Raw genomic sequence first — 25,295 nt, forward strand, 5'->3', positions numbered from 1 at the left:
ATGTACAAATTGACCGTTGAAGGCCTGCATAAAAGCTATGGCGACAATGAGGTGCTCAAAGGTGTCTCGCTCAAGGCCAGGACCGGTGATGTGATCAGCCTGATCGGCGCCAGCGGCTCGGGCAAAAGCACCTTTTTGCGTTGCATCAACTTCCTGGAAACCCCCAACGACGGCGCCATGACCCTCGACGGCCAGCCGATCCGCATGGTCAGCGACCGCCACGGCATGCGCGTGGCCGACGATGCCGAACTGCAACGCCTGCGCACACGACTGGCGATGGTGTTCCAGCATTTCAACCTGTGGAGCCATATGAGCGTGCTGGAAAACATCACCATGGCCCCGCGCCGGGTGCTGGGTTGCAGCAAAAAGGACGCCGAAGACCGCGCCCGTCGCTACCTGGACAAGGTGGGTTTACCGGCACGGGTAGCGGACCAATACCCGGCGTTCCTGTCCGGTGGCCAGCAGCAACGGGTGGCCATCGCCCGCGCCCTGGCCATGGAGCCGGAAGTGATGCTGTTCGACGAACCCACCTCGGCCCTTGACCCGGAGCTGGTGGGTGAAGTGTTGAAGGTGATCCAGGGCCTGGCCGAGGAAGGCCGCACCATGATCATGGTGACCCACGAAATGAGCTTTGCACGCAAGGTATCCAGCCAGGTGCTGTTCCTGCACAAGGGCCTGGTGGAAGAGCAAGGCGCGCCGGAGGATGTGCTGGGCAATCCGAAGAGCGAGCGCCTGCAACAGTTCCTGAGCGGCAATTTGAAGTAAACCTTTGCAACGCCTGGAGGGTCTGTGGAATAGACCCTCCAGAGCGTTCGCGGCCCCATGGCAAAACCCCTCGACTTCGCCAAAACGTGGTTTGCCGCCAAAGGCTGGAAGCCGTTCGCCTTCCAGAAAGACGTATGGACGGCGGTCAAGGACGGCCGCTCGGGCTTGCTGCACGCCAGCACCGGCGCCGGCAAAACCTACGCCCTGTGGTTTGCCGCCCTCAATCGTTTCGCGATCACCCGCCCGCCCGCCACCGGTAAACGCAAACCGCCGGCTGAGCCACTGACCGTGCTGTGGATCACGCCCATGCGCGCGTTGGCCGCCGACACCGCACGCGCCCTCGAAGCGCCGCTCGAGGCCTTGCAGATTCCCTGGAGCGTCGGCCTGCGCACCGGCGATACCAGCAGCAGCGAGCGTGCCCGGCAAACCCGACGCCAGCCCACCGCGCTGGTCACCACCCCGGAAAGCCTGACCCTGATGCTCGCCCGCGCCGACAGCGAAACGAGCCTGGCGCACCTACGCATGGTGGTGGTGGATGAATGGCATGAGCTGATCGGCAACAAGCGCGGCGTGCAGTTGCAACTGGCGTTGGCGCGGCTGCGGCGCTGGCATCCTGAACTGATGGTCTGGGGCATTTCGGCCACCCTCGGTAACCAGTCCCACGCCTTGGAAGTGCTGATCCCACAAGGGGACGGGATTAATGTGCAGGGACAAACGGTCAAGCAGTTGCACGTCGACACCTTGCTGCCGCCCATCGCCGAGCGGTTTCCGTGGGCCGGGCATATCGGCTTGAAGATGCTGCCGCAGGTGGTCGCCGAGGTCGACGCCAGCAGCAGTTGCCTGGTGTTTACCAACACGCGGGCGCAGTCGGAAATCTGGTATCAGGCGCTGCTCGAGGCCCGACCGGATTGGGCCGGGGTGATTGCCCTGCACCATGGTTCTCTGTCCCGCGAGACCCGCGACTGGGTGGAGCGGGCGTTGAAAGACGGTCAGCTCAAGGCGGTGGTGTGCACCTCCAGCCTGGACCTGGGGGTGGATTTTTTGCCGGTGGAGCGCGTGCTGCAAATCGGCTCGGCCAAAGGCGTGGCGCGCCTGATGCAACGCGCCGGGCGCTCCGGCCATGCACCCGGACGGCCGTCGCGGGTGACCCTGGTGCCGACCCACAGCCTGGAACTGGTGGAAGCCGCTGCGGCCCAGGACGCCATTGCAGCGCGGCGTATCGAAGCCCGCGAATCGCCCCACAAGCCGTTGGATGTGCTCGTACAACATTTGGTGAGCATGGCCCTCGGCGGTGGCTTTACGCCGCAGGCGCTGCTGGCGGAGGTCCGTGGCGCCTGGGCCTATCGTGACCTCACCGAGGCCGATTGGGCCTGGGCCCTGGGCTTTGTACGGCATGGCGGCTTATCGCTGACCGCTTACCCGGATTACCGCCGCGTGGAGCCGGACGCGCACGGCATTTGGCGCGTCCCCGATGCCCGGCTTGCGCGTCGCCATCGCATGAGCGTGGGCACCATTGTCAGCGACGCCAGCATCCAGCTGAAATTCTGGAGCAAGGGCGGCGGTGGCAAGAACCTGGGCAGTGTTGAAGAAGGCTTTATTGCACGCCTCAAGCCGGGTGATGGCTTCTTGTTTGCCGGGCGCCTGCTGGAATTGGTGCGGGTGGAAAACATGACCGCCTATGTGCGCCGTAGCAGCGCCAAAAAAGCTGCAGTACCGCGCTGGAATGGCGGGCGCATGCCCCTTTCCAATGAGCTGGCCCAAGCCGTGGTGGAGCGCTTCGATGCGGCCGCGCACGGGGTCTACGAGGGGCCGGAAATGCGGGCTGTGCAAACCCTGCTGCAGACACAGTTGCGCTGGTCCGGCCTGCCGACGCGCGAGCACTTGCTGGCCGAAGCCTTGAAATCGCGGGAGGGCTGGCACCTGTTCCTCTACCCGTTTGCCGGCCGCCAGGTGCACCTGGGACTGGCGAGTCTGCTGGCGTGGCGGGTCAGCCAGCAGCAGCCTGTGACCTTCTCGATTGCCGTCAACGATTACGGCTTGGAGTTGCTCAGCGCCACCGAGGTGGATTGGCCACGCTTACTGAATGGGGCGCTGCTGCGCCCGAAGCAGTTGCTGGCAGACGTGGCGGCCAGCCTGAACGCCGGGGAACTCGCCCTGCGCCGCTTTCGCGAGATTGCACGTATCGCCGGACTGGTGTTTGCCGGTTACCCCGGCGCGCCGAAAAGCACGCGCCAGGTGCAGGCATCCAGCGGGTTGTTCTTTGAAGTGTTCAAGCAATATGACCCGCAAAACCTGTTGCTGGCCCAGGCGGGGGAAGAAGTCCTGCGTGATGAATTAGATATTCGTCGGCTGGAAGAGACCTTGCTTCGCCTCTCGGCGCTGACACTGGACGTGCATATGATCGAACGTCCTACGCCCCTGGCCTTCCCACTGCTGGTGGAACGGATGCGCGAAAGCATGAGTTCGGAAAAACTCTCCGAGCGCATTGCGCGGATGGTCAAGGACTTGGAAAAAGTCGCCGATAACGGCAAACGCTGATGGTGTGCTCAGTGACGCTGGAGAGCGAAGAGCTGTGGCTGTTGGCGGATAAGGCGCTCTACTGGCCCGCGCGCCAGTGCCTGCTGATCGCCGATGCACACTTTGGCAAGGCATCGGCCTATCGCAGCCTGGGCCAGCCGGTACCGCAAGGCACCACCACCGAAAACCTGCAGCGCCTGGATCGGCTGTTGGCGGCCGTACCGTGCGCCCAGGTGATCTTTCTCGGCGACTTCCTCCACGGGCCCGGCTCCCACGCCAGCGGCACCCTCAGCGCCTTGAGGGCCTGGCGAGCACGTCATTGCGACCTGTCGATGACCTTGATTCGCGGTAATCACGATAAACGCGCGGGCGACCCACCGGCTGACTTGAGGATCGATGTGGTTCCGGAGCCACTGCTGATGGGCCCTTTCGCCCTGCAACACGAACCGCACGCCCATGCCAGCCACCATGTGCTGGCGGGGCATGTGCACCCGGTGTATCGCTTGCGCGGCAAGGGCCGGCAGAGCCTGCGCCTGCCGTGTTTCCAGTTCGGCACGCGCGTCAGCCTGCTGCCGGCGTTTGGGGCGTTTACCGGGGGGCATACGGTGGAGCAGGACAATGACCGCCGAATCTTTGTTATCGGCGATCACCAGGTGTGGCAGGTTCGCTGACCGGCCTTGCGGGTATCAGGCGACCGGTGCGGGAGGCGGCTCGTCCGGAAGGGTCGGCTCACCGGGTTCGGTGGGCTGCTGTGGCCAATCTTCATCCGGTTGGCCGGGGATGCCGCCTGCATAGGCGGGATCAGCCATCAGGGACCAGGCCAGAACGCCAATCTGGTTGGGTTCAAGCCGGGCAAGTTCTGCGCTGATTCGCGGGTCAATCTTCATAAGGCACTCCTCAAGCGTGGCTCGGTGCGTTTTGCACGCACCGAGGCAGTACACCCAATAGAGTCACTTTCTGCGGACTAATTCCCTTTACGCGTAGGACCTTTCGATCAAGCGCGTGGCAAGGTGACGCCGCGCTGGCCCTGGTACTTGCCGGCGCGGTCTTTGTAGGACACTTCACAGGCCTCGTCAGACTGCAAGAACAGCATCTGCGCCACGCCTTCGTTGGCGTAGATTTTCGCCGGCAGGGTGGTGGTGTTGGAGAATTCCAGGGTCACGTGGCCTTCCCACTCAGGCTCAAGTGGCGTCACGTTGACGATAATGCCGCAGCGCGCGTAGGTGCTTTTACCCAGGCAGATGGTCAGCACGTCGCGGGGAATACGGAAGAATTCCACGGTGCGTGCCAGGGCAAAGGAGTTCGGCGGGATAATGCACACGTCGCTTTTCACATCGACGAAGCTCTTTTCGTCGAAGTTCTTCGGATCCACGATCGCCGAGTTGATGTTGGTGAACACCTTGAACTCGTCGGCGCAGCGCACATCGTAGCCGTAGCTGGAAACGCCGTACGAGATCACGCGGTCATCGCCTTCACCACGAATCTGACGCTCGACGAACGGTTCGATCATGCCGTGCTCTTGCGCCATGCGGCGAATCCACTTGTCCGATTTGATGCTCATGGCGGGTGTCCTGAATAGCGAGGTGGAAAAATTCTGTGGGGCATCTTACCGGGGCCGGCGTTGGGGTTCAAAGGGCGTCGGGCTTTTCTTGATGAACGCACCGGCTGCCATAAGGCGCGGCCAGCGGGGCCGGGCCCCGTATTGCCGCAACCGGTGTGTGTAAATACCACCGCCAGTCACGAAAATAGAGAAACCTTCGGAAATACCATTGGCACGTTCCGGAAAAAGGGTTAAGGTGGCGCCACTGTGCTGCTTGTGTCACTGAGAATCTCTACACGATATGTTGAATTTCGATCCAACCATCTCCAAGAATTTTTCCTGCTCTTTGCACTCAGTCTCGGCCAGGGCTTTTCCTGAGTCGCAGTTAACTTTGTCCAAGGAGATACACCATGTCTAATCGCCAAACTGGTACCGTTAAGTGGTTCAACGATGAAAAAGGCTTCGGCTTCATCACTCCACAATCCGGTGACGACCTGTTCGTTCACTTCAAAGCTATCCAATCCGACGGCTTCAAAAGCCTGAAAGAAGGCCAACAGGTTTCTTTCATCGCTACCCGCGGTCAGAAAGGCATGCAAGCTGAAGAAGTTCAAGTTATCTAACTTGTACTGACTCAGTCGAAAAGACCCCGCCCTTAAAAGCGGGGTTTTTTTATGCCTGGGATTTGGGCATACATGAATAAAATGTCGTGCGCAAAAAATGTGGGAGGGGGCTTGCTCCCGATAGCGGCGTGTCAGTCGATACATCCAGTGACTGAACTACCGCTATCGGGAGCAAGCCCCCTCCCACATTCAAGCATTCAAGCGGCGTCGTTATTGAAACAACGACTCACTCGACAAGCCATTCTTCTCCAGGATCTCGCGCAAGCGCTTGAGCCCTTCCACCTGGATCTGCCGCACCCGCTCACGGGTCAGGCCAATCTCCAGGCCTACGTCCTCCAGCGTGCTGCTCTCATGGCCACGCAGGCCGAAGCGGCGAATCACCACCTCACGCTGCTTGTCCGTGAGCTCCGACAGCCACTGGTCAATGCTTTGGGAAAGATCATCGTCCTGCAGCAGCTCGCAGGGATCCGTAGGACGATCATCCGTCAGGGTGTCCAGCAGGGTTTTATCCGAGTCCGGACCCAGCGAGACGTCGACCGAAGACACACGCTCGTTAAGACCCAGCATGCGCTTGACCTCCCCTACCGGTTTTTCCAGCAGGTTGGCGATTTCTTCGGGCGAGGGTTCATGATCGAGTTTTTGAGTGAGCTCACGTGCCGCCCGGAGGTAGACGTTGAGTTCCTTGACCACATGAATCGGCAACCGGATCGTGCGGGTCTGATTCATGATCGCCCGTTCGATGGTCTGGCGAATCCACCAGGTGGCATAGGTCGAGAAGCGGAAGCCCCGCTCAGGATCGAACTTCTCCACCGCCCGGATCAAGCCCAGGTTGCCCTCCTCGATCAGGTCCAACAAGGACAGCCCACGATTGACGTAGCGTCGGGCGATTTTCACCACCAGGCGCAGGTTGCTTTCAATCATGCGCTTGCGCCCAGCCGGATCACCCTTTTGCGACAAGCGCGCAAAATGGACTTCTTCTTCGGGAGTCAGCAGAGGGGAAAAGCCGATTTCATTGAGGTACAACTGGGTCGCATCGAGCGCCCGCGTGTAATCAATGTATTTGTGTTGCTTTAACGCGGTGGAGTTCTTGGATTTGGTGCGAACTGAAGGTACAGCAGGTCCCTCATTCGACATCGATTCCGTAGCGATGCCGGTCTCCATAAGGAGAACCTCATCGTCGATGTCAAACTCCGGCGCTTCTTTACTGAGAGCCATTGTTATAGTCCTTTGGTGAGTTCGACCTCAAGCTCAAGCGACGCCTTTATCCTTGGCAACGCTGGAGCCTGTTCCTTCTACGTGAGGAACAGGCTGTGCAACATATCAACGACGGGGTAGGAATTGCAGTGGATCTACAGGCTTCCCTTGACGGCGAATCTCAAAGTGCAGTTTCACCCGGTCCGTACCAGTTGACCCCATTTCGGCAATTGTCTGTCCGACTTTGACCTGCTGCCCCTCCCGAACCAACAGCCTACGGTTGTGGCCGTAAGCACTGACGTAGGTATCGCTGTGTTTGATGATGACCAGTTCGCCGTAGCCCCGCAAACCACTCCCGGCGTACACCACCGTCCCATCAGACGCAGCTAAAACAGGCTGTCCCAAATCCCCGGCAATATCAATGCCTTTATTCAAACTGCCGTTTGAAGAGAATTTTCCAATTAACACTCCATTTGAGGGCCATCCCCAACCGGTCGGCGCAGGCCCTGCGGGGGGCAACGGCGCGGGTGCCGGCTTGTTCGCAGCACTCGGCGCAGCGGTACCCGCAGGCCGGGTAATGATGGTGGTTTTGCTCGAAGACGACGGCGAAGATCCGGTGTTTGTCACAACTGCCGTAGGGGTAGAACCGGTGCGACCGTCAAAGCGAATCGTCTGACCCGGATGTATCGTGTAGGGCACAGGAATATTGTTACGGGCTGCGAGGGCCTTGTAGTCCCAGCCATAACGGAAGGCAATCGAGAACAAGGTGTCGCCCTTGCGCACGACATACTGCCCGGTGGTCACCGTCGGCTTTTGTGGTGCAGCGTTATTGCGGTCAACCACCCGTGCACCGCTGCTTGGCGAGCTGGAACACCCTACCAGAAGGGAACCAAAGACAAGGCCAAGCACCAGTCGCTGAAAACTTGTTCTACTCATACGCTGCGCAAGACCTGTGAGACTCACCCGCCGCTCCCTTTGTGGTGGCTGAACATGAATGCCTGTATCAGGCTTGAAATATGACGCAAGTATAACTGGGCATTGAAGTTTTACCGTCACGCGACTGAAACGAATCATTCAGCGCGTTGAATCGCCCCGCCCATCATGTTGACTTGATAGACCCCGCCGTAAGACACATCCTCACCAACAGAATTCACTGCCCGCGAAAAATGATCAGGCCAGCGGGCCATTGAGCAACGGCACAAAACGCACGGCGCCGAGTACATGCCGGGAAAAACCATCGTCTTCACGGACAATAAGCATCAATTGTTGCACTTCACCTGACCCCACCGGAATGACCAGCCGCCCTCCCGGGGCCAGTTGATCGAGCAGTGCCTGCGGCACATCGGTGGCCACGGCAGTGACGATAATCCCGTTGTAGGGCGCCAGCGCCGGCCAGCCTTCCCAACCATCGCCCCAGCGGAATACCACGTTGCGCAGGTTCAGCTCCACCAGGCGTTCCTTGGCGCGGTCCTGCAGCACCTTGATGCGCTCCACCGAGAACACCCGCTCCACCAGTTGCGACAGCACCGCCGTCTGGTAGCCGGAACCGGTGCCAATCTCCAGCACCTTGTCCAACGGCCCCGCCGCCAGCAGCAGCTCGCTCATGCGCGCAACCATATAAGGCTGGGAGATGGTCTGGTTATGGCCGATGGGCAATGCCGTGTCTTCGTAGGCACGATGGGCCAAGGCTTCATCGACAAAGAGGTGCCGAGGCGTACGCCGGATCACTTCCAACACCTGGGCGTTGGAAAGCCCCTCTTCGTACAGGCGCTGGATCAAACGCTCACGGGTGCGCTGGGAGGTCATCCCGATGCCCCGGCGCAGCAGGTCGTCTTGTTCACGAGCCATCAGCGCAGCCCCTCCAGCCAGCCATCGAGACCACTGAAGGCATCACTGAAGGTGCGATCAAGTTGCAACGGGGTAATCGACACATAGCCTTGCATCACCGCGTGAAAGTCCGTGCCTGGGCCACCGTCTTCGGCATCGCCCGCTGCCGCGATCCAGTAGCCTTCCTTGCCACGCGGGTCGACGACCTTCAACGGCGCTGCCGCGCGGGCGCGATGGCCCAGGCGTGTAAGCTGGATACCGCGAATGTGGTCGAGGGGCAAATTGGGAATGTTGACGTTGAGCACCGTGCGCGGCGGCAGGTCCAGGGCGCCATGGGCCTCCACCAGCTTGCGCGCGAAATAGGCCGCGGTGGGCAGGTTGTCCAGTTGACGCGATGCCAACGAAAACGCAAACGAGGTCCGGCCGAGGAAGCGTCCTTCAAGCGCCGCCGCCACCGTGCCGGAATACAGCACGTCGTCGCCAAGGTTGGCGCCGAGGTTGATGCCCGACACCACCAGGTCCGGCTCCTGGTCCAACAAACTGTTGATCGCCAGGTGCACGCAGTCGGTGGGGGTGCCGTTCACACTGATGAAGCCATTGGCCAGAACCTGCGGGTGCAGCGGACGGTCGAGCGTCAGCGAACTGCTGGCGCCGCTCTTGTCCTGGTCGGGGGCAACCACCACGCACTCGGCGTAATCCTGCAGCGCAGCATAGAGCGCGGCAAGACCGGGTGCGGTGGCACCGTCATCGTTTGATATCAGAATACGCATGGGCTGTCCGTCTGCCCCACCGGCACCAGATCAACAAGCTCGCGCACCAAGACAGTGGCGAAGCATCCGGCCGGCAGGACGAATTCCAATTGCAGAATGTCAGGCCCGGGATAATGCCACGTCAACCCGCCAATGGGCAGTCGCAGAATGCGACGTTCCTGGCTCATGCCGGCACTCACCAGCCAATCACGCAGGTCGGCTTCACCGGCGGCAACCGCCTGCTCCAACTCAAACGTGGCGCCTGTCGCCGGAGAATCGCCCTCGCCCCACTGCGGCCCGGTGGGGTGCAGGTCCAGGATCGCCAGGCGCGGGTCGCTGCACTCAGCCTCCCCCGCCGGAAAAAAGCTGCGGCTGTCGGTAAACGCCAGCAGATCACCCACTTGCGCGCGCTGCCAGGAACCGTCGGCGACACGTGCCGCCAACACTTTGTTGAAGAGGAAGCTACGCGCGGTGGACAACAACCGCGAACGCACATTGCGTTGCTCCGGCAGGGCCTTGCGCGCGGCCCATTCGCGGGCGTCGACGACATTGCCACCGTTGTGGCCAAAACGCTGGGTGCCGAAATAGTTGGGAATGCCGTACTGGGCAATCAATTGCAGCCGCGCGTCGATGGCGGCGGTATCACCGGCCAATTGGGTCAGGCGCAAGGTAAAGCCGTTGGCCGAGTGCGCGCCACGTTGCAGCTTGCGCTTGTGGCGGGCGGTTTTCAGGATCCTGAAGGTGTCGTTTTCCGCAGCACCCATGTCCGGATCGGCCTTGCCCGGCAGTTGTACGCTGAACCACTGGCGGGTCAACGCCTGACGGTCCTTGAGCCCGGCATAGCTGACGGTGCGCAACGGCACGCCAGCCGCCTTGGCGATACGCCGCGCGGCTTCCTCAGTATTGAGCCCGCGCTTCTCAACCCACAACCACAGGTGCTCGCCTTCGCCGGTAAGCGGAATATCGAGCACTTCGTCGACCTGGAAATCTTCAGCCGTGGCCTTCAGGACCGCGCTGCCCAGGGCCTCGCCATAGGCACGCGGGCCCAGCAGTTGCAGGTCGTTCATGCGCGCAGCAACAAGGCGACGGAGTGCACCGCGATGCCCTCTTCACGACCGGTGAACCCGAGTTTTTCGGTGGTGGTGGCTTTCACGTTGACTTGATCCAATTCAATTTGCAGGTCTGCGGCAATCAGTGCGCGCATGGATTCGATGTGCGGGGCCATTTTCGGCGCCTGGGCCACGATGGTGTTATCGACATTGCCGACCTTCCAGCCCTTGGCATGGATCAGGCCGACCACATGGCGCAGCAGGACACGGCTGTCCGCGCCCTTGAAGGTGGGATCGGTATCCGGAAAGTGCTTGCCGATATCGCCCAGTGCCGCCGCGCCGAGCAAGGCGTCGCTCAAGGCATGCAGGACAACGTCGCCGTCGGAATGAGCCAGCAACCCATGGTGGTGCGCAATGCGCACGCCGCCCAGGGTGATGAAATCGCCTTCAGCGAAACGGTGCACATCGTAGCCGTGGCCAATACGCATAAAAAAACGCCCCGATTTAATTCAGGGCGTGATTCTACCTACTTTTGCCTCACATTAACCGAGCAAAGCACGACCATGATGTCGCAAATGGTCTTCGATGAAGCTGGCGATAAAGAAGTAGCTGTGGTCGTAGCCAGGCTGCAGGCGCAGTTCCAGCGGATGGCTGGCCGCCTTGGCCGCTTGCTGCAAGGCTTCGGGCTTGAGCTGCACGGCAAGGAAATCGTCGCGGTCGCCCTGGTCCACCAGCAACGGCAGCTTTTCCGAGGCTTCGCCGATCAGCACACAGGCATCCCATTCACGCCATTTGGCGCGCTCTTCACCCAGATAACGGGAGAAAGCTTTCTGGCCCCACGGGCAATCCATCGGATTATTGATCGGCGAAAACGCCGACACCGACAGGTAACGCCCAGGGTTGCGCAGGGCACACACCAACGCACCGTGGCCGCCCATGGAGTGGCCGCTGATACCCCGTTTGTCCGAAGCCGGGAAATGCGCTTCAACCAATGCCGGCAATTCCTGCACCACGTAGTCATGCATCCTGTAGTGCTTGGCCCAAGGTTCCTGGGTGGCATTCAGGTAGAAGCCGGCACCCAGGCCAAAATCCCAGGCGTTGTCCGGGTCGCCCGGCACACCGGCGCCACGGGGGCTGGTGTCGGGCGCGACAATGATAAGCCCCAGTTCTGCAGCCATGCGCTGAGCACCGGCTTTCTGCATGAAGTTCTCATCGGTGCAGGTCAAGCCGGACAGCCAGTACAGCACCGGCAATTTGCTGCCCTGCTCCGCTTGCGGCGGCAGGTAGACGGCGAAAGTCATGTCGCAGCCGAGCACGTGGGAACTGTGTTTGTAGCGTTTGTGCCAGCCGCCAAAACTCTTCTGGCAGGAGATATTTTCCAGGGTCATGGGAGTGCTCCCAGCTGCAAGTTGCAAGCCTCAAGCGGCAAGTAAGGCGTACACCCACTTGCTGCTGATAGCTTGCCGCTTGCCGCTGCTTCAAAAGTGAATGACGGTACGAATGCTCTTGCCTTCATGCATCAGGTCAAACGCTTTGTTGATGTCTTCCAGGCCCATGGTGTGGGTGATGAAAGTGTCCAGCGGAATCTCGCCGGTCTGGGCCATTTCCACGTAGCTTGGCAATTCAGTACGGCCGCGTACGCCACCGAACGCCGAGCCACGCCAGACACGACCGGTCACCAGCTGGAATGGGCGGGTGGAGATTTCCTGGCCGGCACCGGCAACCCCGATGATCACCGATTCACCCCACCCCTTGTGGCAGCACTCGAGCGCGGCACGCATCAGTTGCACGTTGCCGATGCACTCGAAGGAAAAGTCCACGCCGCCGTCAGTCAAATCGACAATCACGTCCTGGATCGGACGGTCATAGTCTTTCGGGTTGATGCAGTCGGTGGCGCCCAGTTGCTTGGCGATCTCGAACTTGGCCGGGTTGATGTCAATCGCAATGATACGGCCGGCCTTAGCCTTGACCGCACCGATCACGGCCGACAGGCCAATACCGCCAAGACCGAAGATCGCCACGGTGTCGCCCGGCTTGACCTTGGCGGTGTTGAGCACCGCACCGATGCCGGTGGTGACGCCACAGCCGAGCAGGCAGACCTTCTCCAGCGGCGCTTCTTTAGGAATCTTGGCGACGGAAATTTCCGGCAGCACGGTGTACTCGGAGAACGTCGAAGTCCCCATGTAGTGGAAAATCGGCTGCCCCTTGTAGGAAAAGCGCGTGGTGCCATCCGGCATCAGGCCTTTGCCTTGGGTGGAACGAATGGCCTGGCACAGGTTGGTCTTACCCGACAGGCAGAACTTGCACTTGCCGCACTCCGGGGTGTACAGCGGGATCACATGGTCGCCCACCGCCACCGAAGTCACGCCCTCGCCGATGGCTTCGACCACCGCACCGCCTTCATGGCCAAGGATGGACGGGAAGATGCCTTCCGGGTCGGCGCCGGAGAGGGTGTAGGCGTCGGTATGGCAAACCCCGGAGGCGACCACACGCAACAGCACTTCGCCCGCCTTGGGCATGGCCACATCGACTTCCACGATCTCGAGGGGTTTCTTGGCTTCAAAGGCAACGGCAGCGCGGGACTTGATCATCCAGGTTTCTCCAGGGCGTTAAAAATGATGGAGAGAGTGTAAAACATGGCTCCATGATTAATAATCCAGGCAAAAGCAAAACTTTATTGCTGTACAGGGATAATCGCCATGCTGGAGAACCGCTGGGAAGGCATCGATGAATTCGTTGCCGTCGCCGAATGCAGCCAATTTACGGCGGCTGCCGAGCGGCTGGGTGTGTCTTCGTCCCACATCAGCCGCCAGGTGGCACGCCTGGAAGAGCGCCTGCAAACGCGGTTGCTGTATCGCAGTACCCGTAAGGTGACGCTGACTGAAGCGGGTCAGACCTTTCTGCAACATTGCCAGCGCCTACAGGACGGCCGCGAAGAAGCCCTGCGCGCCGTGGGTGACCTGACCAGCGAACCGAAAGGCATGTTGCGCATGACCTGCGCGGTGGCCTATGGCGAGCGGTTTATCGTGCCACTGGTGACGCGGTTCATGGGCCTGTACCCACAATTGCGGGTGGACATCGAACTGAGCAACCGTCAATTGGATCTGGTGCACGAAGGACTCGACCTGGCGATTCGCCTGGGGCGATTGCAGGATTCGCGCATGGTCGCCAGCCGCCTCGCGCCTCGGCGCATGTACCTGTGCGCGTCGCCGTCCTACCTGGCCCGGTATGGTCGGCCACATAGTTTGTCGGAATTGAGTCGGCATAATTGCCTGATCGGCAGCTCGGACATTTGGCAACTGGCCCAGGACGGGAGGGAATTTTCCCAGCGAGTGCAAGGCAACTGGCGCTGCAACAGTGGGCAAGCGGTGTTGGATGCGGCGTTGCAAGGGGTGGGATTGTGCCAACTGCCGGACTATTACGTACTGGAGCATCTGCACAGCGGCGCGCTGGTGTCGCTGCTGGAGGCGCATCAGCCACCGAATACGGCGGTGTGGGGGCTGTATCCGCAACAACGGCACTTGTCGCCGAAGGTCAGGAAGTTGGTGGATTTCTTGAAAGAGGGCTTGGCCGAGCGGCCGGAGTACAGCGGTTGATTAACGACGATTCGCCCACCGCAACCGCAGCCACTCCAGGTCTTCCGGCCGGGTCACCTTGATATTGTCCGAGCGCCCTTCGATCAAGCGCGGCGCCTGCCCGGACCACTCCATGGCCGAGGCTTCATCGGTGATCACTGCATCGGCCACCAGGCTATCAGCCAATGCGCGGTGCAAGGCCCCGAGGCGGAACATCTGCGGTGTATAGGCTTGCCAGATCAAGCTGCGGTCGACGGTTTCCACCACCCGCCCCTGCTTGTCGACGCGCTTGAGGGTATCGCGGGCCGGCACGGCCAGCAGACCGCCGACCGGGTCGTTCGCCAGTTCGGTGAGCAACTTATCCAGATCATCGCGACTCAGATTCGGCCGCGCCGCATCGTGGACCAGTACCCAATCGTCATCGCTGGCGCCCAGGGCATTGAGTTGCAGCAACGCATTGAGCACCGAGCCAGAACGCTCCGAACCACCGTCCGCACGCACGATACGCGGGTCAGCGGCACATGCCAGGCTTGGCCAATACGGGTCATCAGCAGCAAGACTGACCACCAACCCCTTGAGGTTGGGATGATCGAGAAAACAGCCAAGGCTGTGTTCGAGAATAGTGCGCCCGCCCAACTGCAAGTATTGCTTGGGACGGTCCGCGGCCATACGGGCACCGACGCCCGCGGCAGGTATCACGGCCCAGAAGGCCGGCAAACGGTAACTCATTGGGCCAACTGGTAGAGGGTTTCGCCCTCCTTGACCATGCCCAACTCATGACGGGCCCGTTCTTCAACGGTCTCGGTACCCTTTTTCAGCTCAAGCACTTCGGCATCGAGGACGCGGTTGCGCTCCAGCAGGCGTTCGTTCTCGGCGTGCTGGTCGGCAATTTGCTGGGTCAGGTCTTTTACCTGCGCAAAGCTGCCATTACCTACCCATAGGCGGTACTGCAGGCCAGCCAGCAACAAGAGCAAGACGAGGAACAACCAATTGGGACTGCGCATCGAATATCGGGTATCCAGTGGAAAAACACGCCATGCAAAACTTTTACAGCAACTGATAGCACGAAGCCTGGAAGAACCAGGCTTGTGCTTGATCGCCATCAGATTAGCGTCGAAACTCGCACCTTCGTGATCTTTCCGACGCAATCCACCGACTTTTTACCACTTACCGATCAGCCGCGAAACTCGCCGCGACCGTTGTACTTGGCTTTGCCGGCCAGTTGCTCTTCGATACGCAGCAATTGGTTGTACTTGGACACACGGTCAGAGCGGCACAGGGAGCCGGTCTTGATCTGGCCCGCCGAAGTGCCCACGGCCAGGTCGGCGATGGTCGAATCTTCGGTTTCGCCGGAGCGGTGCGAGATCACGGCAGTGTAGCCCGCAGCCTTGGCCATCTGGATAGCTTCCAGGGTTTCGGTCAGGGTGCCGATCTGGTTGAACTTGATCAGGATCGAGTTGGCGATCTTTTTGTCGATGCCTTCTTTCAGGATCTTGGTGTTGGTCACGAACAGGTCGTCACCCACCAGCTGGACTTTTTCGCCGATCTTGTCGGTGAGGATCTTCCAGCCATCCCAGTCGGACTCGTCCAGGCCGTCTTCGATCGAGATGATCGGGTAGCGCTGGGTCAGGCCCTTCAGGTAGTCGGCAAAGCCTTCGGAGTTGAACACCTGGCCTTCACCGGACAGGTTGTATTTGCCATCTTCGTAGAACTCGCTGGCAGCGCAGTCCAGGGCCAGGGTCACGTCGGTGCCCAGTGTGTAGCCGGCGTTGGCCACGGCTTCGGAGATCACTTTCAGTGCATCTTCGTTGGACGCCAGGTTCGGTGCGAAACCACCTTCGTCACCCACGGCAGTGCTCAGGCCACGAGCTTTCAGCACAGCTTTGAGGTGATGGAAAATCTCGGTGCCCATGCGCAGGCCTTCGGAGAAGGTCTTGGCGCCGACCGGCTGCACCATGAATTCCTGGATGTCGACGTTGTTATCGGCATGCTCGCCACCGTTGATGATGTTCATCATCGGAACCGGCATCGAGTAGACACCCGGCGTACCGTTCAGGTTGGCGATGTGGGCGTAAAGCGGCAGGTCCTGGTCCTGGGCGGCGGCCTTGGCAGCAGCCAGGGACACGGCGAGGATGGCGTTGGCGCCGAGGCTGCCTTTGTTTTCAGTGCCGTCGAGCTTGATCATCGCGTGGTCCAGGGCTTTCTGGTCCAGCGGGTCCTTGCCCAGCAGCAGGTCACGGATCGGGCCGTTGATGTTGGCTACAGCCTTGAGGACACCCTTGCCCAGGTAACGGCTCTTGTCGCCATCACGCAGTTCCAGCGCTTCGCGCGAACCTGTGGAGGCACCGGACGGCGCGCAGGCGCTGCCGATGATGCCGTTATCGAGAAGCACGTCGGCTTCGACGGTGGGGTTACCACGGGAGTCGAGAACTTCACGACCTTTGATGTCGACGATTTTTGCCATTGTTGTAAACACTCCAAAGTTGACGAAAACGACGCAGCTGAAGGAAATCTTTTGACCGACCGCAAGGGTGGAACAACGGGGCAGGCTTGCAGGCGACAAGGCTCAGGCCCGTAGGCCTGAGCGTAAAGCGTGGGAAAGTCTACCGGAGAATCAACGCTTACGCGGTCTCTACCGTCGGAAAACTCTTGACCAGTTCGTCCAACTGCTTGAGCTGGGCCAGGAACGGCTCCAGCTTGTCCAGGCGCAGGGCGCATGGGCCGTCGCATTTGGCGTTGTCCGGGTCCGGGTGGGCTTCGAGGAACAGGCCCGCCAGGGACTGGCTGATGCCGGCCTTGGCCAGGTCCAGTACCTGGGCACGGCGCCCACCGGCGGAATCGGCACGACCACCGGGCATTTGCAGCGCGTGGGTCACGTCGAAGAACACCGGGTATTCGAACTGCTTCATGATGCCGAAACCGAGCATGTCCACCACGAGGTTGTTGTAGCCGAAGCTAGAACCACGCTCGCAGAGGATCAACTGGTCGTTACCCGCTTCCACGCACTTGTTCAGGATGTGTTTCATCTCCTGGGGCGCGAGGAACTGGGCTTTCTTGATATTGATCACCGCACCGGTCCTGGCCATCGCGACCACGAGGTCGGTCTGGCGCGACAGGAAGGCCGGCAGCTGGATGATGTCGCACACCTCGGCGACCACGGCAGCCTGTTCAGGCTCGTGGACGTCGGTGATGATCGGCACGCCGAAGGCTTGCTTGATGTCCTGGAAGATCCGCATGCCTTCTTCAAGGCCCGGGCCGCGATAGGAGGTCACGGACGAACGGTTGGCCTTGTCGAAGCTGGCCTTGAACACGTAGGGGATACCCAGTTTCTCGGTAACCTTGACGTACTCTTCACAGACCTGCATCGCCATGTCACGGCTTTCCAGCACGTTCATGCCGCCGAACAGCACCATGGGCTTGTCGTTGGCAATTTCGATGTCGCCTACGCGAATGATCTTCTGGGCCATCAGGTTTACGCCTTCTTCTGGTGTTGCGTCAGTGCAGCCTTGACGAAACCGCTGAACAACGGGTGACCGTCGCGCGGTGTCGAGGTGAACTCAGGGTGGAACTGGCAAGCGACGAACCATGGATGATCCGGGGCCTCGACCACTTCAACCAGCGCGCCATCACCGGAGCGACCGGAGATTTTCAGGCCAGCCTCTTTGATCTGCGGCAGCAGGTTGTTGTTCACTTCGTAGCGGTGACGGTGACGTTCGACGATCACGTCCTTGCCATAGCAGTCGTGAACCAGGGAACCCGGCTCCAGCAGGCAGTCTTGCGCGCCAAGGCGCATGGTACCGCCCAGGTCGGAGCTTTCGGTACGGGTTTCGACGGCGCCGGTGGCGTCTTCCCACTCGGTGATCAGGCCCACGACCGGGTGGCCGCTCTTGCTATCGAACTCGGTGGAGTTGGCGTCTTTCCAGCCCATCACGTTACGGGCGAACTCGATAACGGCCACTTGCATGCCCAGGCAGATGCCCAGGTACGGCACCTTGTTCTCGCGAGCGTACTGCACGGCAGTGATCTTGCCTTCCACGCCACGCAGGCCGAAACCGCCTGGAACGAGGATCGCATCGACACCTTCGAGCAGCGCGGTGCCCTGGTTCTCGATGTCTTCGGAATCGATGTAGCGCAGGTTGACCTTGGTACGGTTGCTGATACCCGCGTGGCTCATCGCTTCGATCAGCGACTTGTACGCGTCCAGCAGTTCCATGTACTTGCCGACCATGGCGATGGTGACTTCGTGCTCAGGGTTGAGCTTGGCGTCAACCACGGCTTCCCACTCGGACAGATCCGCGCCGTTGCACTGCAGGCCGAAACGCTCGACCACAAAATCATCCAGGCCTTGCGAATGCAGGATGCCCGGGATCTTGTAGATGGTGTCGGCGTCTTCCAGGGCGATCACTGCACGTTCTTCAACGTTGGTGAACTGCGCGATCTTGCGACGCGAGGAAATATCGATTGGGTGGTCGGAGCGGCACACCAGCACGTCCGGCTGCAGGCCGATGGAACGCAGTTCCTTGACCGAGTGCTGGGTAGGCTTGGTTTTGGTTTCGCCGGCGGTGGCGATGTAAGGCACCAACGTGAGGTGCATCAGCATCGCGCGCTTGGCGCCGACTTCGAAGCGCAGCTGGCGGATGGCTTCGAGGAACGGCTGGGATTCGATGTCACCCACGGTGCCACCGATCTCGACCATCGCCACGTCGGCATCGCCTGCACCCTTGATGATACGGCGCTTGATTTCGTCGGTGATGTGCGGGATCACCTGGATGGTTGCACCCAGGTAGTCACCACGGCGCTCTTTGCGCAGCACGTGCTCGTAGACGCGGCCAGTGGTGAAGTTGTTGTTCTGGGTCATGGTCGTGCGGATGAACCGCTCGTAGTGGCCCAGGTCCAGGTCGGTCTCGGCGCCGTCGTGTGTGACGAACACTTCACCGTGCTGGAACGGGCTCATGGTGCCCGGGTCGACGTTGATGTACGGGTCCAGCTTGAGCATGGTGACTTTAAGCCCCCGCGCCTCCAGGATGGCCGCCAATGAAGCGGAGGCAATGCCTTTCCCCAATGAAGAAACAACACCGCCCGTGACGAATATGTAGCGCGTCATGAAAAACCCTAGAAGTCTGCGTTAAAGCGGTCCGAGCCGCCGGGGAAAGCGAAGAGAGGCCGAAGCCCCCGATCACCTGCATTAATCACAGTGCACCTTTCAAAAAAACCGCCGCGTTGTGACAGACCAGCAGTGAAACTGCCGGTACGTTGATCGCTACACATTTTTTGGAATCGCCCAGCAAAGACTGCTTGGTAATCGGCAACTGCTGCGATTCAGGCGAATCCACAGAAGTTGTATCAAGAAGGGAGCGTAGTCTACCGGAAAGGCGCTATCAGCTCAAACCTTGATCGCAGCTCCGTGGCATCCAATGTAATTGCCAAGCTTCACTCGGTGCGGCCCAGAGTCCAGCGAGGAGGGGCACACCGAGCAATTGCTCGCCCTGATACAGCAGCGGCAATCTGCCACGGATGAAGCCCGGCACCCCCTGTTCATTAAGCAGGCGCTTCAAGTCACGCCGGCCTCGGCCTGGTAGTTCAAGCATTTCGCCGCCCTGGCGATAACGGACCTCCAGCGGGCCTTCCGGCACCTCGCCGCTCATTTCCAGCAGGCCATTACCGGGTAACTCTAGTGGCTTTTGCGGATCAGGCCAGCTCACCGATGCGTGGGAAAACTCCGACCAGCCGCGAGGCAACCACCAGATGCGTGCGCCACAACGTTGCAAATCTCCATCAGCCAGACGCCATAAGGGCTGTGCGTCGCCCTTGGCGTCGCGCAGGGAATACCAGCCGGCCCAATGGTCGCTGTCGGGTAACCGGGTCAACGGCGCCAGCCAATGTCGCAGGACATTGCGCTGACGAGCATCGGAAAGTTCGCGCAGTGGACCAAGGACCAATGATGGCACCGCCAGCCAAGGAAACCGCGAAGGCTGATCGGCGGCTTGCAGGTCCATGCAGGCCAATTCACCCAGCAGCGCCTGGGCGTCACCGAGGTGGTCGGCAGTCCGGGCCAGACTGGAGATGGCTTGGGGCCAACGCGCCGTCAGCGTCGGGATCACGCGGTGACGCAGGTAATTACGGGAGAAACGTGGATCGGTGTTGGAAGGATCTTCAATCCACTTGAGTTGATGCTCATCGCCGTAGGCTTCCAGCTCGGCGCGCGAGAGCTCCAGCAACGGCCGCACCAGGAAACCACCTGCCAACGGGCGATGCGCAGGCATTGCGGCGAGCCCTCGCACTCCGGCACCGCGCAGCAGACGGAATAGCAGCGTTTCGGCTTGATCATCGCGATGCTGGCCGGTGAGTAACACTTCCCCTGCCCCGATCACCTCGGTAAACGCCCGGTAACGCGCATCACGCGCTGCACGCTCAAGACTGGCGCCGGGCTGCACGTGCACGCGCATGACCCGCAAGGGGACGCCCAGGCTGTCGCACACCGACTGGCAATGACCTGGCCAGGCGTCGGCGACAGCCTGCAGGCCATGATGGACATGGACAGCGCTTAGAGGCGGAAGGGCTTCGGCGTTGGCCAGGAGATGCAGCAGGACAGTGGAATCAAGACCACCAGAGAAGGCGATATGCCAAGCCGGGGCGTTGCGCCAGGGGGCCAGGGCGTGCAGGAGCTTGGCGGATAAAGTCGGTTTCATCACAGGTTACCGCCGCAAATCTGGAATACCCAAGCCAAGCATACACAAAGCAAATGTGGGAGGGGGCTTGCCCCCCGATAGCGGTGCACCAGCCAGTGAATACAGTGACTGACACTCAGCAATCGGGGGCAAGCCCCCTCCCACATTAGTGCTGCTGCGACCTTAGAGACCGTAGCTCATCAGGCGCTCGTAGCGACGGGCCAGCAGCGCTTCGTTATCCAGCTTTTTGAGCATCGCCAGTTGCGAACCCAGTTCGGCACGGATAGTGGCAGCGGCGGCGGCCGGATCGCGGTGGGCGCCGCCCAATGGCTCGGCGATCACTTTGTCGACGATACCCAGGCCCTTGAGGCGATCGGCAGTGATGCCCATGGCTTCGGCAGCGTCCGGCGCCTTTTCTGCGGTTTTCCACAGGATCGAGGCGCAACCTTCCGGCGAGATCACCGCGTAGGTCGAATATTGCAGCATGTTCAACTGATCGCAGACGCCAATGGCCAGTGCACCGCCGGAACCACCTTCACCAATCACGGTAGCGATGATCGGGGTTTTCAGGCGGGCCATCACTCGCAGGTTCCAGGCAATCGCTTCGCTCTGGTTGCGCTCTTCGGCATCGATACCCGGGTAAGCACCCGGGGTGTCGATGAAAGTCAGGATCGGCATCTTGAAGCGCTCGGCCATTTCCATCAGGCGGCACGCCTTGCGGTAGCCTTCCGGACGCGGCATGCCGAAGTTGCGGCGTACTTTCTCGCGCACTTCACGGCCTTTCTGGTGACCGATGACCATGACCGGCTGGTCGTCCAGGCGAGCGATACCGCCCACGATGGCCGCGTCGTCGGAGAAATGGCGGTCGCCGTGCAGCTCGTCGAACTCGGTGAAGATGTGCTGAATGTAGTCCAGGGTATACGGACGGCGCGGGTGGCGAGCCAGGCGCGCGATCTGCCAGCTGGTCAGCTTGCCGAAGATGTCTTCGGTGAGCGTGCTGCTCTTGTCTTGCAGGCGAGCGATCTCATCGCCGATATTCAGCGAATTGTCATTGCCGACCAGGCGCAGCTCTTCGATCTTGGCTTGCAGGTCAGCGATCGGCTGTTCGAAATCAAGAAAATTCGGGTTCATAAGCGTCCGTCTTGGGTCGACGGCCAAGGGTTGCCTGGCCAGCCGGTTGTCTATTCGCGCCCTACCTTAAGGGAGAGGCGCGTTTAGGTCGAGATTAAATGTTCAGCCGAGGTCAGGCGTTCTGACCGTCAACGGTATTGGAGGAAGACGTTGTCACGGCCGAACTGGTCACGCAAAGCTTGAATCAAGCCGTCAGCGGGATCAATTCGCCACGTCTCGCCAAACTGCAACATGGCCTTGGCGTCGTTGCCGGTGTACTCCATGGTCACCGGGCAGGCGCCACGATGACGCTTGAGCAGGTCACCCAACCAGCGTAGCTGATCGCCCTTGAGGGCTTCGGTCTTCACCTTCAGGCGCAGGCTTTCGGCCAGGTTGGTGCGCGCATCTTCCATACTCATCACCCGCTTGATCCGCAGGCGCAAGCCGCCGGAGAAGTCATCGTTGCTGACCTCCCCTTCCACCACCACCATGGCGTCGGTTTGCAGCAGCGATTGCGCAGAGTGAAAGGCGTCGGCAAACAGCGACGCCTCGATCCGGCCCGAGCGGTCGTCGAGGGTGATAAAGCCCATCTTGTCGCCCTTTTTGTTTTTCATCACCCGCAGGGCGATGATCATGCCGGCGACGGTCTGGGTATCCCGCGCCGGTTTCAGGTCGATGATGCGTTGACGAGCGAAACGACGGATCTCGCCTTCATATTCGTCAATCGGGTGACCGGTGAGGTACAGGCCCAAGGTGTCTTTCTCACCCTTGAGGCGCTCCTTGAGGGTCAGTTCCTTGGCCTTGCGGTGGTTGGCGTACACATCCGCATCTTCTTCGACGAACAACCCGCCAAACAGGTCGGCGTGGCCGCTGTCGTGGGTGCGGGCGGTCTGTTCGGCGGCCTTGATCGCTTCTTCCATGGCGGTGAGCAGCACCGCGCGATTGCGATCGATATTCGCCTGATACGCCTTCGGCTCATCGTGGAAATACGGCCCGAGACGGTCGAGCGCACCGCTGCGGATCAGGCCATCGAGGGTACGTTTGTTGATGCGCTTGAGGTCAACCCGTGCGCAGAAGTCGAACAGATCCTTGAACGGCCCGTCCTGGCGCGCTTCGGTGATGGCTTCCACCGGGCCTTCGCCCACGCCCTTGATCGCGCCCAGGCCATAGATGATGCGACCTTCGTCGTTCACCGTGAACTTGAACTCCGAGGCGTTCACGTCCGGTGCGTCGAGGCGCAGCTTCATGGTGCGCACTTCCTCGATCAAGGTCACGACCTTGTCGGTGTTGTGCATATCCGCCGAGAGTACCGCAGCCATGAACGGCGCCGGGTAGTGGGCTTTCAGCCAGGCCGTCTGGTACGACACCAGGCCGTAGGCGGCGGAGTGGGATTTGTTGAAGCCATAACCGGCGAATTTTTCCACCAGGTCGAAAATGTTACCGGCCAGGTCGGCGTCGATATTGTTGGTGGCGCACCCTTCAATGAAACCGCCGCGTTGCTTGGCCATTTCCTCGGGCTTTTTCTTACCCATGGCCCGCCGCAGCATGTCCGCGCCACCGAGGGTGTAGCCGGCCATCACCTGGGCGATCTGCATCACCTGTTCCTGGTACAGGATGATGCCGTAGGTCGGCGCCAATACAGGCTTGAGGCCTTCGTACTGGTAATCGGAGTGCGGGTACGCCAACTCGGCGCGGCCGTGCTTACGGTTGATGAAGTCATCCACCATGCCCGATTGCAGCGGGCCCGGACGGAACAGGGCCACCAGTGCGATCAAGTCTTCCAGGCAGTCGGGCTTGAGCTTTTTGATCAGCTCTTTCATGCCGCGGGATTCAAGCTGGAACACCGCCGTGGTTTCGGCTTTTTGCAGCAAGGTGTAGGTCGGCTTGTCGTCCAGCGGGATGAAGGCGATATCCAGCGGTTCTTCGTTGACCTTGGCGCGGTCGCGGTTGATGGTCTTGAGCGCCCAGTCGATGATCGTCAGGGTGCGCAGGCCGAGGAAGTCGAACTTCACCAGGCCGGCCGCCTCCACATCGTCCTTGTCGAACTGGGTGACCAGGCCGCCGCCCTCTTCATCGCAATAGATAGGCGAAAAATCAGTCAGCTTGGTCGGCGCGATCACCACGCCACCGGCGTGCTTACCGACGTTACGCACAACGCCCTCGAGCTTGCGCGCCATCTCCCAGATTTCGGCGGCCTCTTCATCGACCTTGATGAAGTCGCGCAGGATCTCTTCCTGCTCGTAGGCTTTTTCCAGGGTCATGCCGACTTCGAACGGGATCATCTTCGACAGGCGGTCCGCCAGGCCGTAGGACTTTCCCTGCACCCGCGCTACGTCACGGATAACCGCCTTGGCCGCCATGGAACCGAAGGTGATGATCTGGCTCACGGCGTTGCGGCCGTATTTCTCGGCCACGTATTCGATCACACGGTCGCGGCCGTCCATGCAGAAGTCGACGTCGAAGTCGGGCATGGAGACCCGTTCCGGGTTCAGGAACCGTTCGAACAGCAGGTCATATTCCAGGGGGTCGAGGTCGGTGATCTTCTGTACATAGGCGACCAGCGAGCCGGCACCCGACCCCCGGCCCGGACCTACCGGCACGCCGTTGCTCTTGGCCCACTGGATAAAGTCCATCACGATCAGGAAGTAACCGGGGAACCCCATCTGGATGATGATATCCAGCTCGAAATTCAGCCGATCGACATAGACCTGGCGCTTGGCCTCGTAATCTTCGGTGGTGTCCTTGGGCAGCAGGACGGAGAGACGCTCCTCCAGACCATCAAACGACACCTTGCGGAAATACTCGTCGATGGTCATGCCATCGGGAATCGGGAAGTTGGGCAAAAAGTGCTTGCCCAGCTTCACTTCGATATTGCAGCGCTTGGCAATCTCGACGGAGTTTTCCAGGGCCTCGGGCAGGTCGCTGAACAGCTCGGCCATTTCGTCCGCGCTCTTGAGGTACTGCTCTTCGCTGTAGTTCTTGGAACGACGCGGGTCATCCAGGGCCCGGCCTTCACCGATGCACACGCGGGTTTCGTGGGCCTCGAAATCTTCCTTCTTGATAAAGCGCACATCGTTGGTCGCCACCAAGGGCGCGCCCAGCTTGTCGGCCAGGGCTACGGCGGCGTGCAGATGCTCTTCATCGTTGGGGCGGTTGGTGCGCTGGACTTCCAGGTAGAAACGGTCGGGGAAGACCTGCATCCACTCCCTCGCCAGCACTTCGGCTTCATGGGGATTGCCACCCAGCAGTGCGATACCGATCTCGCCCTCCTTGGCGGCCGACAGCATGATCAGGCCTTCGCTGGCCTCGGCGACCCATTCGCGCTCGATGATGATCGAGCCGTTGCGCTGGCCGTCGATAAAGCCACGGGAAATCAATTCGGTGAGGTTGCGATAACCCACGCCATTCATCGCCAGCAGGCTGATGCGGCTCAGGGGGTTATCCGGGTCTTTGTTGGACAGCCACAGGTCGGCGCCGCAGATCGGCTTGATGCCGGCGCCCATGGCGTTCTTGTAGAACTTGACCAGGGAGCACATGTTGTTCTGATCGGTAACCGCGACCGCAGGCATGTTCATGCCCACCAGGGTCTTGACCAGCGGTTTGATCCGTACAAGGCCGTCGACCAGGGAGTATTCAGTGTGCAGGCGCAGGTGAACGAATGAAGCCGGCATAGTGATCCTG

Annotated in this window: 23 protein-coding genes; 5 read left to right on the top strand and 18 right to left on the bottom strand. The window is 60.6% G+C overall.

The window, feature by feature from the left end; all coding sequences use genetic code 11:
* From BFQ01_RS18805 to pdeM, 3 genes are read left to right on the top strand one after another with little or no spacing between them, the layout of a single operon-like run.
* Window positions 1-765: an ABC transporter ATP-binding protein gene (locus tag BFQ01_RS18805; protein WP_016973168.1), complete on the top strand. Its 765-nt coding sequence runs from the start codon at window positions 1-3 to the stop codon at window positions 763-765.
* 57 nt (window positions 766-822) lie between these two features.
* Window positions 823-3,303, top strand: coding sequence for a ligase-associated DNA damage response DEXH box helicase (locus BFQ01_RS18810; RefSeq protein ID WP_065926443.1), 2,481 nt, complete (start codon window positions 823-825; stop codon window positions 3,301-3,303).
* Window positions 3,303-3,953, top strand: coding sequence for a ligase-associated DNA damage response endonuclease PdeM (gene pdeM / locus BFQ01_RS18815; RefSeq protein WP_065926444.1), 651 nt, complete (start codon window positions 3,303-3,305; stop codon window positions 3,951-3,953). The genes BFQ01_RS18810 and pdeM overlap by 1 nt, the downstream gene beginning before the upstream one ends.
* A gap of 15 nt (window positions 3,954-3,968) precedes the next feature.
* On the opposite strand, the gene BFQ01_RS18820 is transcribed toward pdeM, so the two are convergent.
* Together BFQ01_RS18820 and dcd are read right to left on the bottom strand one after the other, a co-directional pair.
* Window positions 3,969-4,169 carry a hypothetical protein gene (locus BFQ01_RS18820; RefSeq protein WP_027604457.1) on the bottom strand — a complete coding sequence of 67 codons (201 nt, stop codon included), beginning with the start codon at window positions 4,167-4,169 and terminating at the stop codon, window positions 3,969-3,971.
* A gap of 107 nt (window positions 4,170-4,276) precedes the next feature.
* Window positions 4,277-4,843: a dCTP deaminase gene (gene dcd / locus BFQ01_RS18825; RefSeq protein WP_003172320.1), complete on the bottom strand. Its 567-nt coding sequence runs from the start codon at window positions 4,841-4,843 to the stop codon at window positions 4,277-4,279.
* A gap of 389 nt (window positions 4,844-5,232) precedes the next feature.
* Here dcd and BFQ01_RS18830 point away from each other — a divergent pair, with 389 nt between their 5' ends.
* Entirely contained in the window at window positions 5,233-5,442 is a 210-nt protein-coding gene (locus BFQ01_RS18830; RefSeq protein WP_002554837.1) for a cold-shock protein, read from the top strand.
* 210 nt (window positions 5,443-5,652) lie between these two features.
* Here BFQ01_RS18830 and rpoS read toward each other — a convergent pair whose 3' ends face one another.
* From rpoS to BFQ01_RS18870, 8 genes are all read right to left on the bottom strand, one after another.
* Entirely contained in the window at window positions 5,653-6,657 is a 1,005-nt protein-coding gene (gene rpoS / locus BFQ01_RS18835) for an RNA polymerase sigma factor RpoS (RefSeq protein ID WP_025855149.1), read from the bottom strand.
* A gap of 105 nt (window positions 6,658-6,762) precedes the next feature.
* Window positions 6,763-7,599: a peptidoglycan DD-metalloendopeptidase family protein gene (locus tag BFQ01_RS18840; protein WP_065926445.1), complete on the bottom strand. Its 837-nt coding sequence runs from the start codon at window positions 7,597-7,599 to the stop codon at window positions 6,763-6,765.
* A 207-nt stretch (window positions 7,600-7,806) separates the two neighbouring features.
* The gene (locus BFQ01_RS18845) at window positions 7,807-8,442 is read right to left on the bottom strand and encodes a protein-L-isoaspartate(D-aspartate) O-methyltransferase (RefSeq protein ID WP_169899534.1); all 636 of its coding nucleotides are present in this window, start codon (window positions 8,440-8,442) and stop codon (window positions 7,807-7,809) included.
* Between the two features lie 41 nt (window positions 8,443-8,483).
* On the bottom strand, window positions 8,484-9,233 hold the full coding sequence (gene surE, locus BFQ01_RS18850) for a 5'/3'-nucleotidase SurE (RefSeq protein ID WP_065926446.1): 750 nt from the start codon (window positions 9,231-9,233) through the stop codon (window positions 8,484-8,486).
* Window positions 9,221-10,279, bottom strand: coding sequence for a tRNA pseudouridine(13) synthase TruD (gene truD / locus BFQ01_RS18855; protein ID WP_065926447.1), 1,059 nt, complete (start codon window positions 10,277-10,279; stop codon window positions 9,221-9,223). The genes surE and truD overlap by 13 nt, the downstream gene beginning before the upstream one ends.
* Window positions 10,276-10,749, bottom strand: coding sequence for a 2-C-methyl-D-erythritol 2,4-cyclodiphosphate synthase (gene ispF / locus BFQ01_RS18860; RefSeq protein WP_012722614.1), 474 nt, complete (start codon window positions 10,747-10,749; stop codon window positions 10,276-10,278). The genes truD and ispF overlap by 4 nt, the downstream gene beginning before the upstream one ends.
* Before the next feature lie 54 nt (window positions 10,750-10,803).
* Window positions 10,804-11,649 (bottom strand): S-formylglutathione hydrolase, encoded by an 846-nt coding sequence (gene fghA / locus BFQ01_RS18865; RefSeq protein WP_065926448.1) that lies wholly within the window; start codon window positions 11,647-11,649, stop codon window positions 10,804-10,806.
* A gap of 90 nt (window positions 11,650-11,739) precedes the next feature.
* Window positions 11,740-12,852 (bottom strand): S-(hydroxymethyl)glutathione dehydrogenase/class III alcohol dehydrogenase, encoded by a 1,113-nt coding sequence (locus BFQ01_RS18870; RefSeq protein WP_065926449.1) that lies wholly within the window; start codon window positions 12,850-12,852, stop codon window positions 11,740-11,742.
* Between the two features lie 108 nt (window positions 12,853-12,960).
* Between BFQ01_RS18870 and BFQ01_RS18875 the strand changes: the two genes are divergently transcribed.
* Complete coding sequence (locus tag BFQ01_RS18875) at window positions 12,961-13,857, top strand: LysR substrate-binding domain-containing protein (protein ID WP_065926450.1); 897 nt, start codon at window positions 12,961-12,963, stop codon at window positions 13,855-13,857.
* Here BFQ01_RS18875 and ispD read toward each other — a convergent pair whose 3' ends face one another.
* The 8 genes from ispD to dnaE form a co-directional block, all read right to left on the bottom strand.
* Window positions 13,858-14,565, bottom strand: coding sequence for a 2-C-methyl-D-erythritol 4-phosphate cytidylyltransferase (ispD, locus tag BFQ01_RS18880; protein ID WP_065926451.1), 708 nt, complete (start codon window positions 14,563-14,565; stop codon window positions 13,858-13,860).
* Complete coding sequence (gene ftsB, locus BFQ01_RS18885; protein ID WP_003172294.1) at window positions 14,562-14,840, bottom strand: cell division protein FtsB; 279 nt, start codon at window positions 14,838-14,840, stop codon at window positions 14,562-14,564. Before ftsB ends, ispD begins: the two co-directional genes overlap by 4 nt.
* 170 nt (window positions 14,841-15,010) lie before the next feature.
* A complete protein-coding gene (gene eno / locus BFQ01_RS18890) occupies window positions 15,011-16,300 on the bottom strand; it encodes a phosphopyruvate hydratase (RefSeq protein WP_027604464.1) in 1,290 nt (429 codons plus the stop codon).
* Window positions 16,301-16,457: 157 nt separating this feature from the next.
* The gene (gene kdsA, locus BFQ01_RS18895; protein ID WP_027604465.1) at window positions 16,458-17,303 is read right to left on the bottom strand and encodes a 3-deoxy-8-phosphooctulonate synthase; all 846 of its coding nucleotides are present in this window, start codon (window positions 17,301-17,303) and stop codon (window positions 16,458-16,460) included.
* 5 nt (window positions 17,304-17,308) lie between these two features.
* Complete coding sequence (locus BFQ01_RS18900; protein WP_053137224.1) at window positions 17,309-18,940, bottom strand: CTP synthase; 1,632 nt, start codon at window positions 18,938-18,940, stop codon at window positions 17,309-17,311.
* 274 nt (window positions 18,941-19,214) lie between these two features.
* On the bottom strand, window positions 19,215-20,525 hold the full coding sequence (gene tilS / locus BFQ01_RS18905; protein WP_065926452.1) for a tRNA lysidine(34) synthetase TilS: 1,311 nt from the start codon (window positions 20,523-20,525) through the stop codon (window positions 19,215-19,217).
* A 162-nt stretch (window positions 20,526-20,687) separates the two neighbouring features.
* Window positions 20,688-21,635, bottom strand: a complete 948-nt coding sequence (locus tag BFQ01_RS18910) for an acetyl-CoA carboxylase carboxyltransferase subunit alpha (RefSeq protein ID WP_016976871.1) — start codon at window positions 21,633-21,635, stop codon at window positions 20,688-20,690.
* Between the two features lie 128 nt (window positions 21,636-21,763).
* Window positions 21,764-25,285: a DNA polymerase III subunit alpha gene (gene dnaE / locus BFQ01_RS18915; RefSeq protein WP_065926453.1), complete on the bottom strand. Its 3,522-nt coding sequence runs from the start codon at window positions 25,283-25,285 to the stop codon at window positions 21,764-21,766.
* Between the last annotated feature and the right edge of the window lie 10 nt (window positions 25,286-25,295).

Origin of the sequence: Pseudomonas sp. 8 R 14, from assembly GCF_900005955.1 — a bacterium.
Classification (GTDB): domain Bacteria; phylum Pseudomonadota; class Gammaproteobacteria; order Pseudomonadales; family Pseudomonadaceae; genus Aquipseudomonas; species Aquipseudomonas marginalis.

Bases quoted from the DNA above. Each gene is read 5' to 3' on its own strand.
- BFQ01_RS18870 (WP_065926449.1), bottom strand. From the start codon at position 12,852: ATGATCAAGTCCCGCGCTGCCGTTGCCTTTGAAGCCAAGAAACCCCTC.
- BFQ01_RS18810 (WP_065926443.1), top strand. From the start codon at position 823: ATGGCAAAACCCCTCGACTTCGCCAAAACGTGGTTTGCCGCCAAAGGC.
- BFQ01_RS18875 (WP_065926450.1), top strand. From the start codon at position 12,961: ATGCTGGAGAACCGCTGGGAAGGCATCGATGAATTCGTTGCCGTCGCC.
- dcd (WP_003172320.1), bottom strand. From the start codon at position 4,843: ATGAGCATCAAATCGGACAAGTGGATTCGCCGCATGGCGCAAGAGCAC.
- tilS (WP_065926452.1), bottom strand. From the start codon at position 20,525: ATGAAACCGACTTTATCCGCCAAGCTCCTGCACGCCCTGGCCCCCTGG.
- ispD (WP_065926451.1), bottom strand. From the start codon at position 14,565: ATGAGTTACCGTTTGCCGGCCTTCTGGGCCGTGATACCTGCCGCGGGC.
- eno (WP_027604464.1), bottom strand. From the start codon at position 16,300: ATGGCAAAAATCGTCGACATCAAAGGTCGTGAAGTTCTCGACTCCCGT.
- BFQ01_RS18900 (WP_053137224.1), bottom strand. From the start codon at position 18,940: ATGACGCGCTACATATTCGTCACGGGCGGTGTTGTTTCTTCATTGGGG.
- BFQ01_RS18830 (WP_002554837.1), top strand. From the start codon at position 5,233: ATGTCTAATCGCCAAACTGGTACCGTTAAGTGGTTCAACGATGAAAAA.
- surE (WP_065926446.1), bottom strand. From the start codon at position 9,233: ATGCGTATTCTGATATCAAACGATGACGGTGCCACCGCACCCGGTCTT.
- ftsB (WP_003172294.1), bottom strand. From the start codon at position 14,840: ATGCGCAGTCCCAATTGGTTGTTCCTCGTCTTGCTCTTGTTGCTGGCT.
- pdeM (WP_065926444.1), top strand. From the start codon at position 3,303: ATGGTGTGCTCAGTGACGCTGGAGAGCGAAGAGCTGTGGCTGTTGGCG.
- BFQ01_RS18845 (WP_169899534.1), bottom strand. From the start codon at position 8,442: ATGACCTCCCAGCGCACCCGTGAGCGTTTGATCCAGCGCCTGTACGAA.
- truD (WP_065926447.1), bottom strand. From the start codon at position 10,279: ATGAACGACCTGCAACTGCTGGGCCCGCGTGCCTATGGCGAGGCCCTG.
- BFQ01_RS18820 (WP_027604457.1), bottom strand. From the start codon at position 4,169: ATGAAGATTGACCCGCGAATCAGCGCAGAACTTGCCCGGCTTGAACCC.
- ispF (WP_012722614.1), bottom strand. From the start codon at position 10,749: ATGCGTATTGGCCACGGCTACGATGTGCACCGTTTCGCTGAAGGCGAT.
- fghA (WP_065926448.1), bottom strand. From the start codon at position 11,649: ATGACCCTGGAAAATATCTCCTGCCAGAAGAGTTTTGGCGGCTGGCAC.
- BFQ01_RS18910 (WP_016976871.1), bottom strand. From the start codon at position 21,635: ATGAACCCGAATTTTCTTGATTTCGAACAGCCGATCGCTGACCTGCAA.
- BFQ01_RS18805 (WP_016973168.1), top strand. From the start codon at position 1: ATGTACAAATTGACCGTTGAAGGCCTGCATAAAAGCTATGGCGACAAT.
- dnaE (WP_065926453.1), bottom strand. From the start codon at position 25,285: ATGCCGGCTTCATTCGTTCACCTGCGCCTGCACACTGAATACTCCCTG.
- kdsA (WP_027604465.1), bottom strand. From the start codon at position 17,303: ATGGCCCAGAAGATCATTCGCGTAGGCGACATCGAAATTGCCAACGAC.
- rpoS (WP_025855149.1), bottom strand. From the start codon at position 6,657: ATGGCTCTCAGTAAAGAAGCGCCGGAGTTTGACATCGACGATGAGGTT.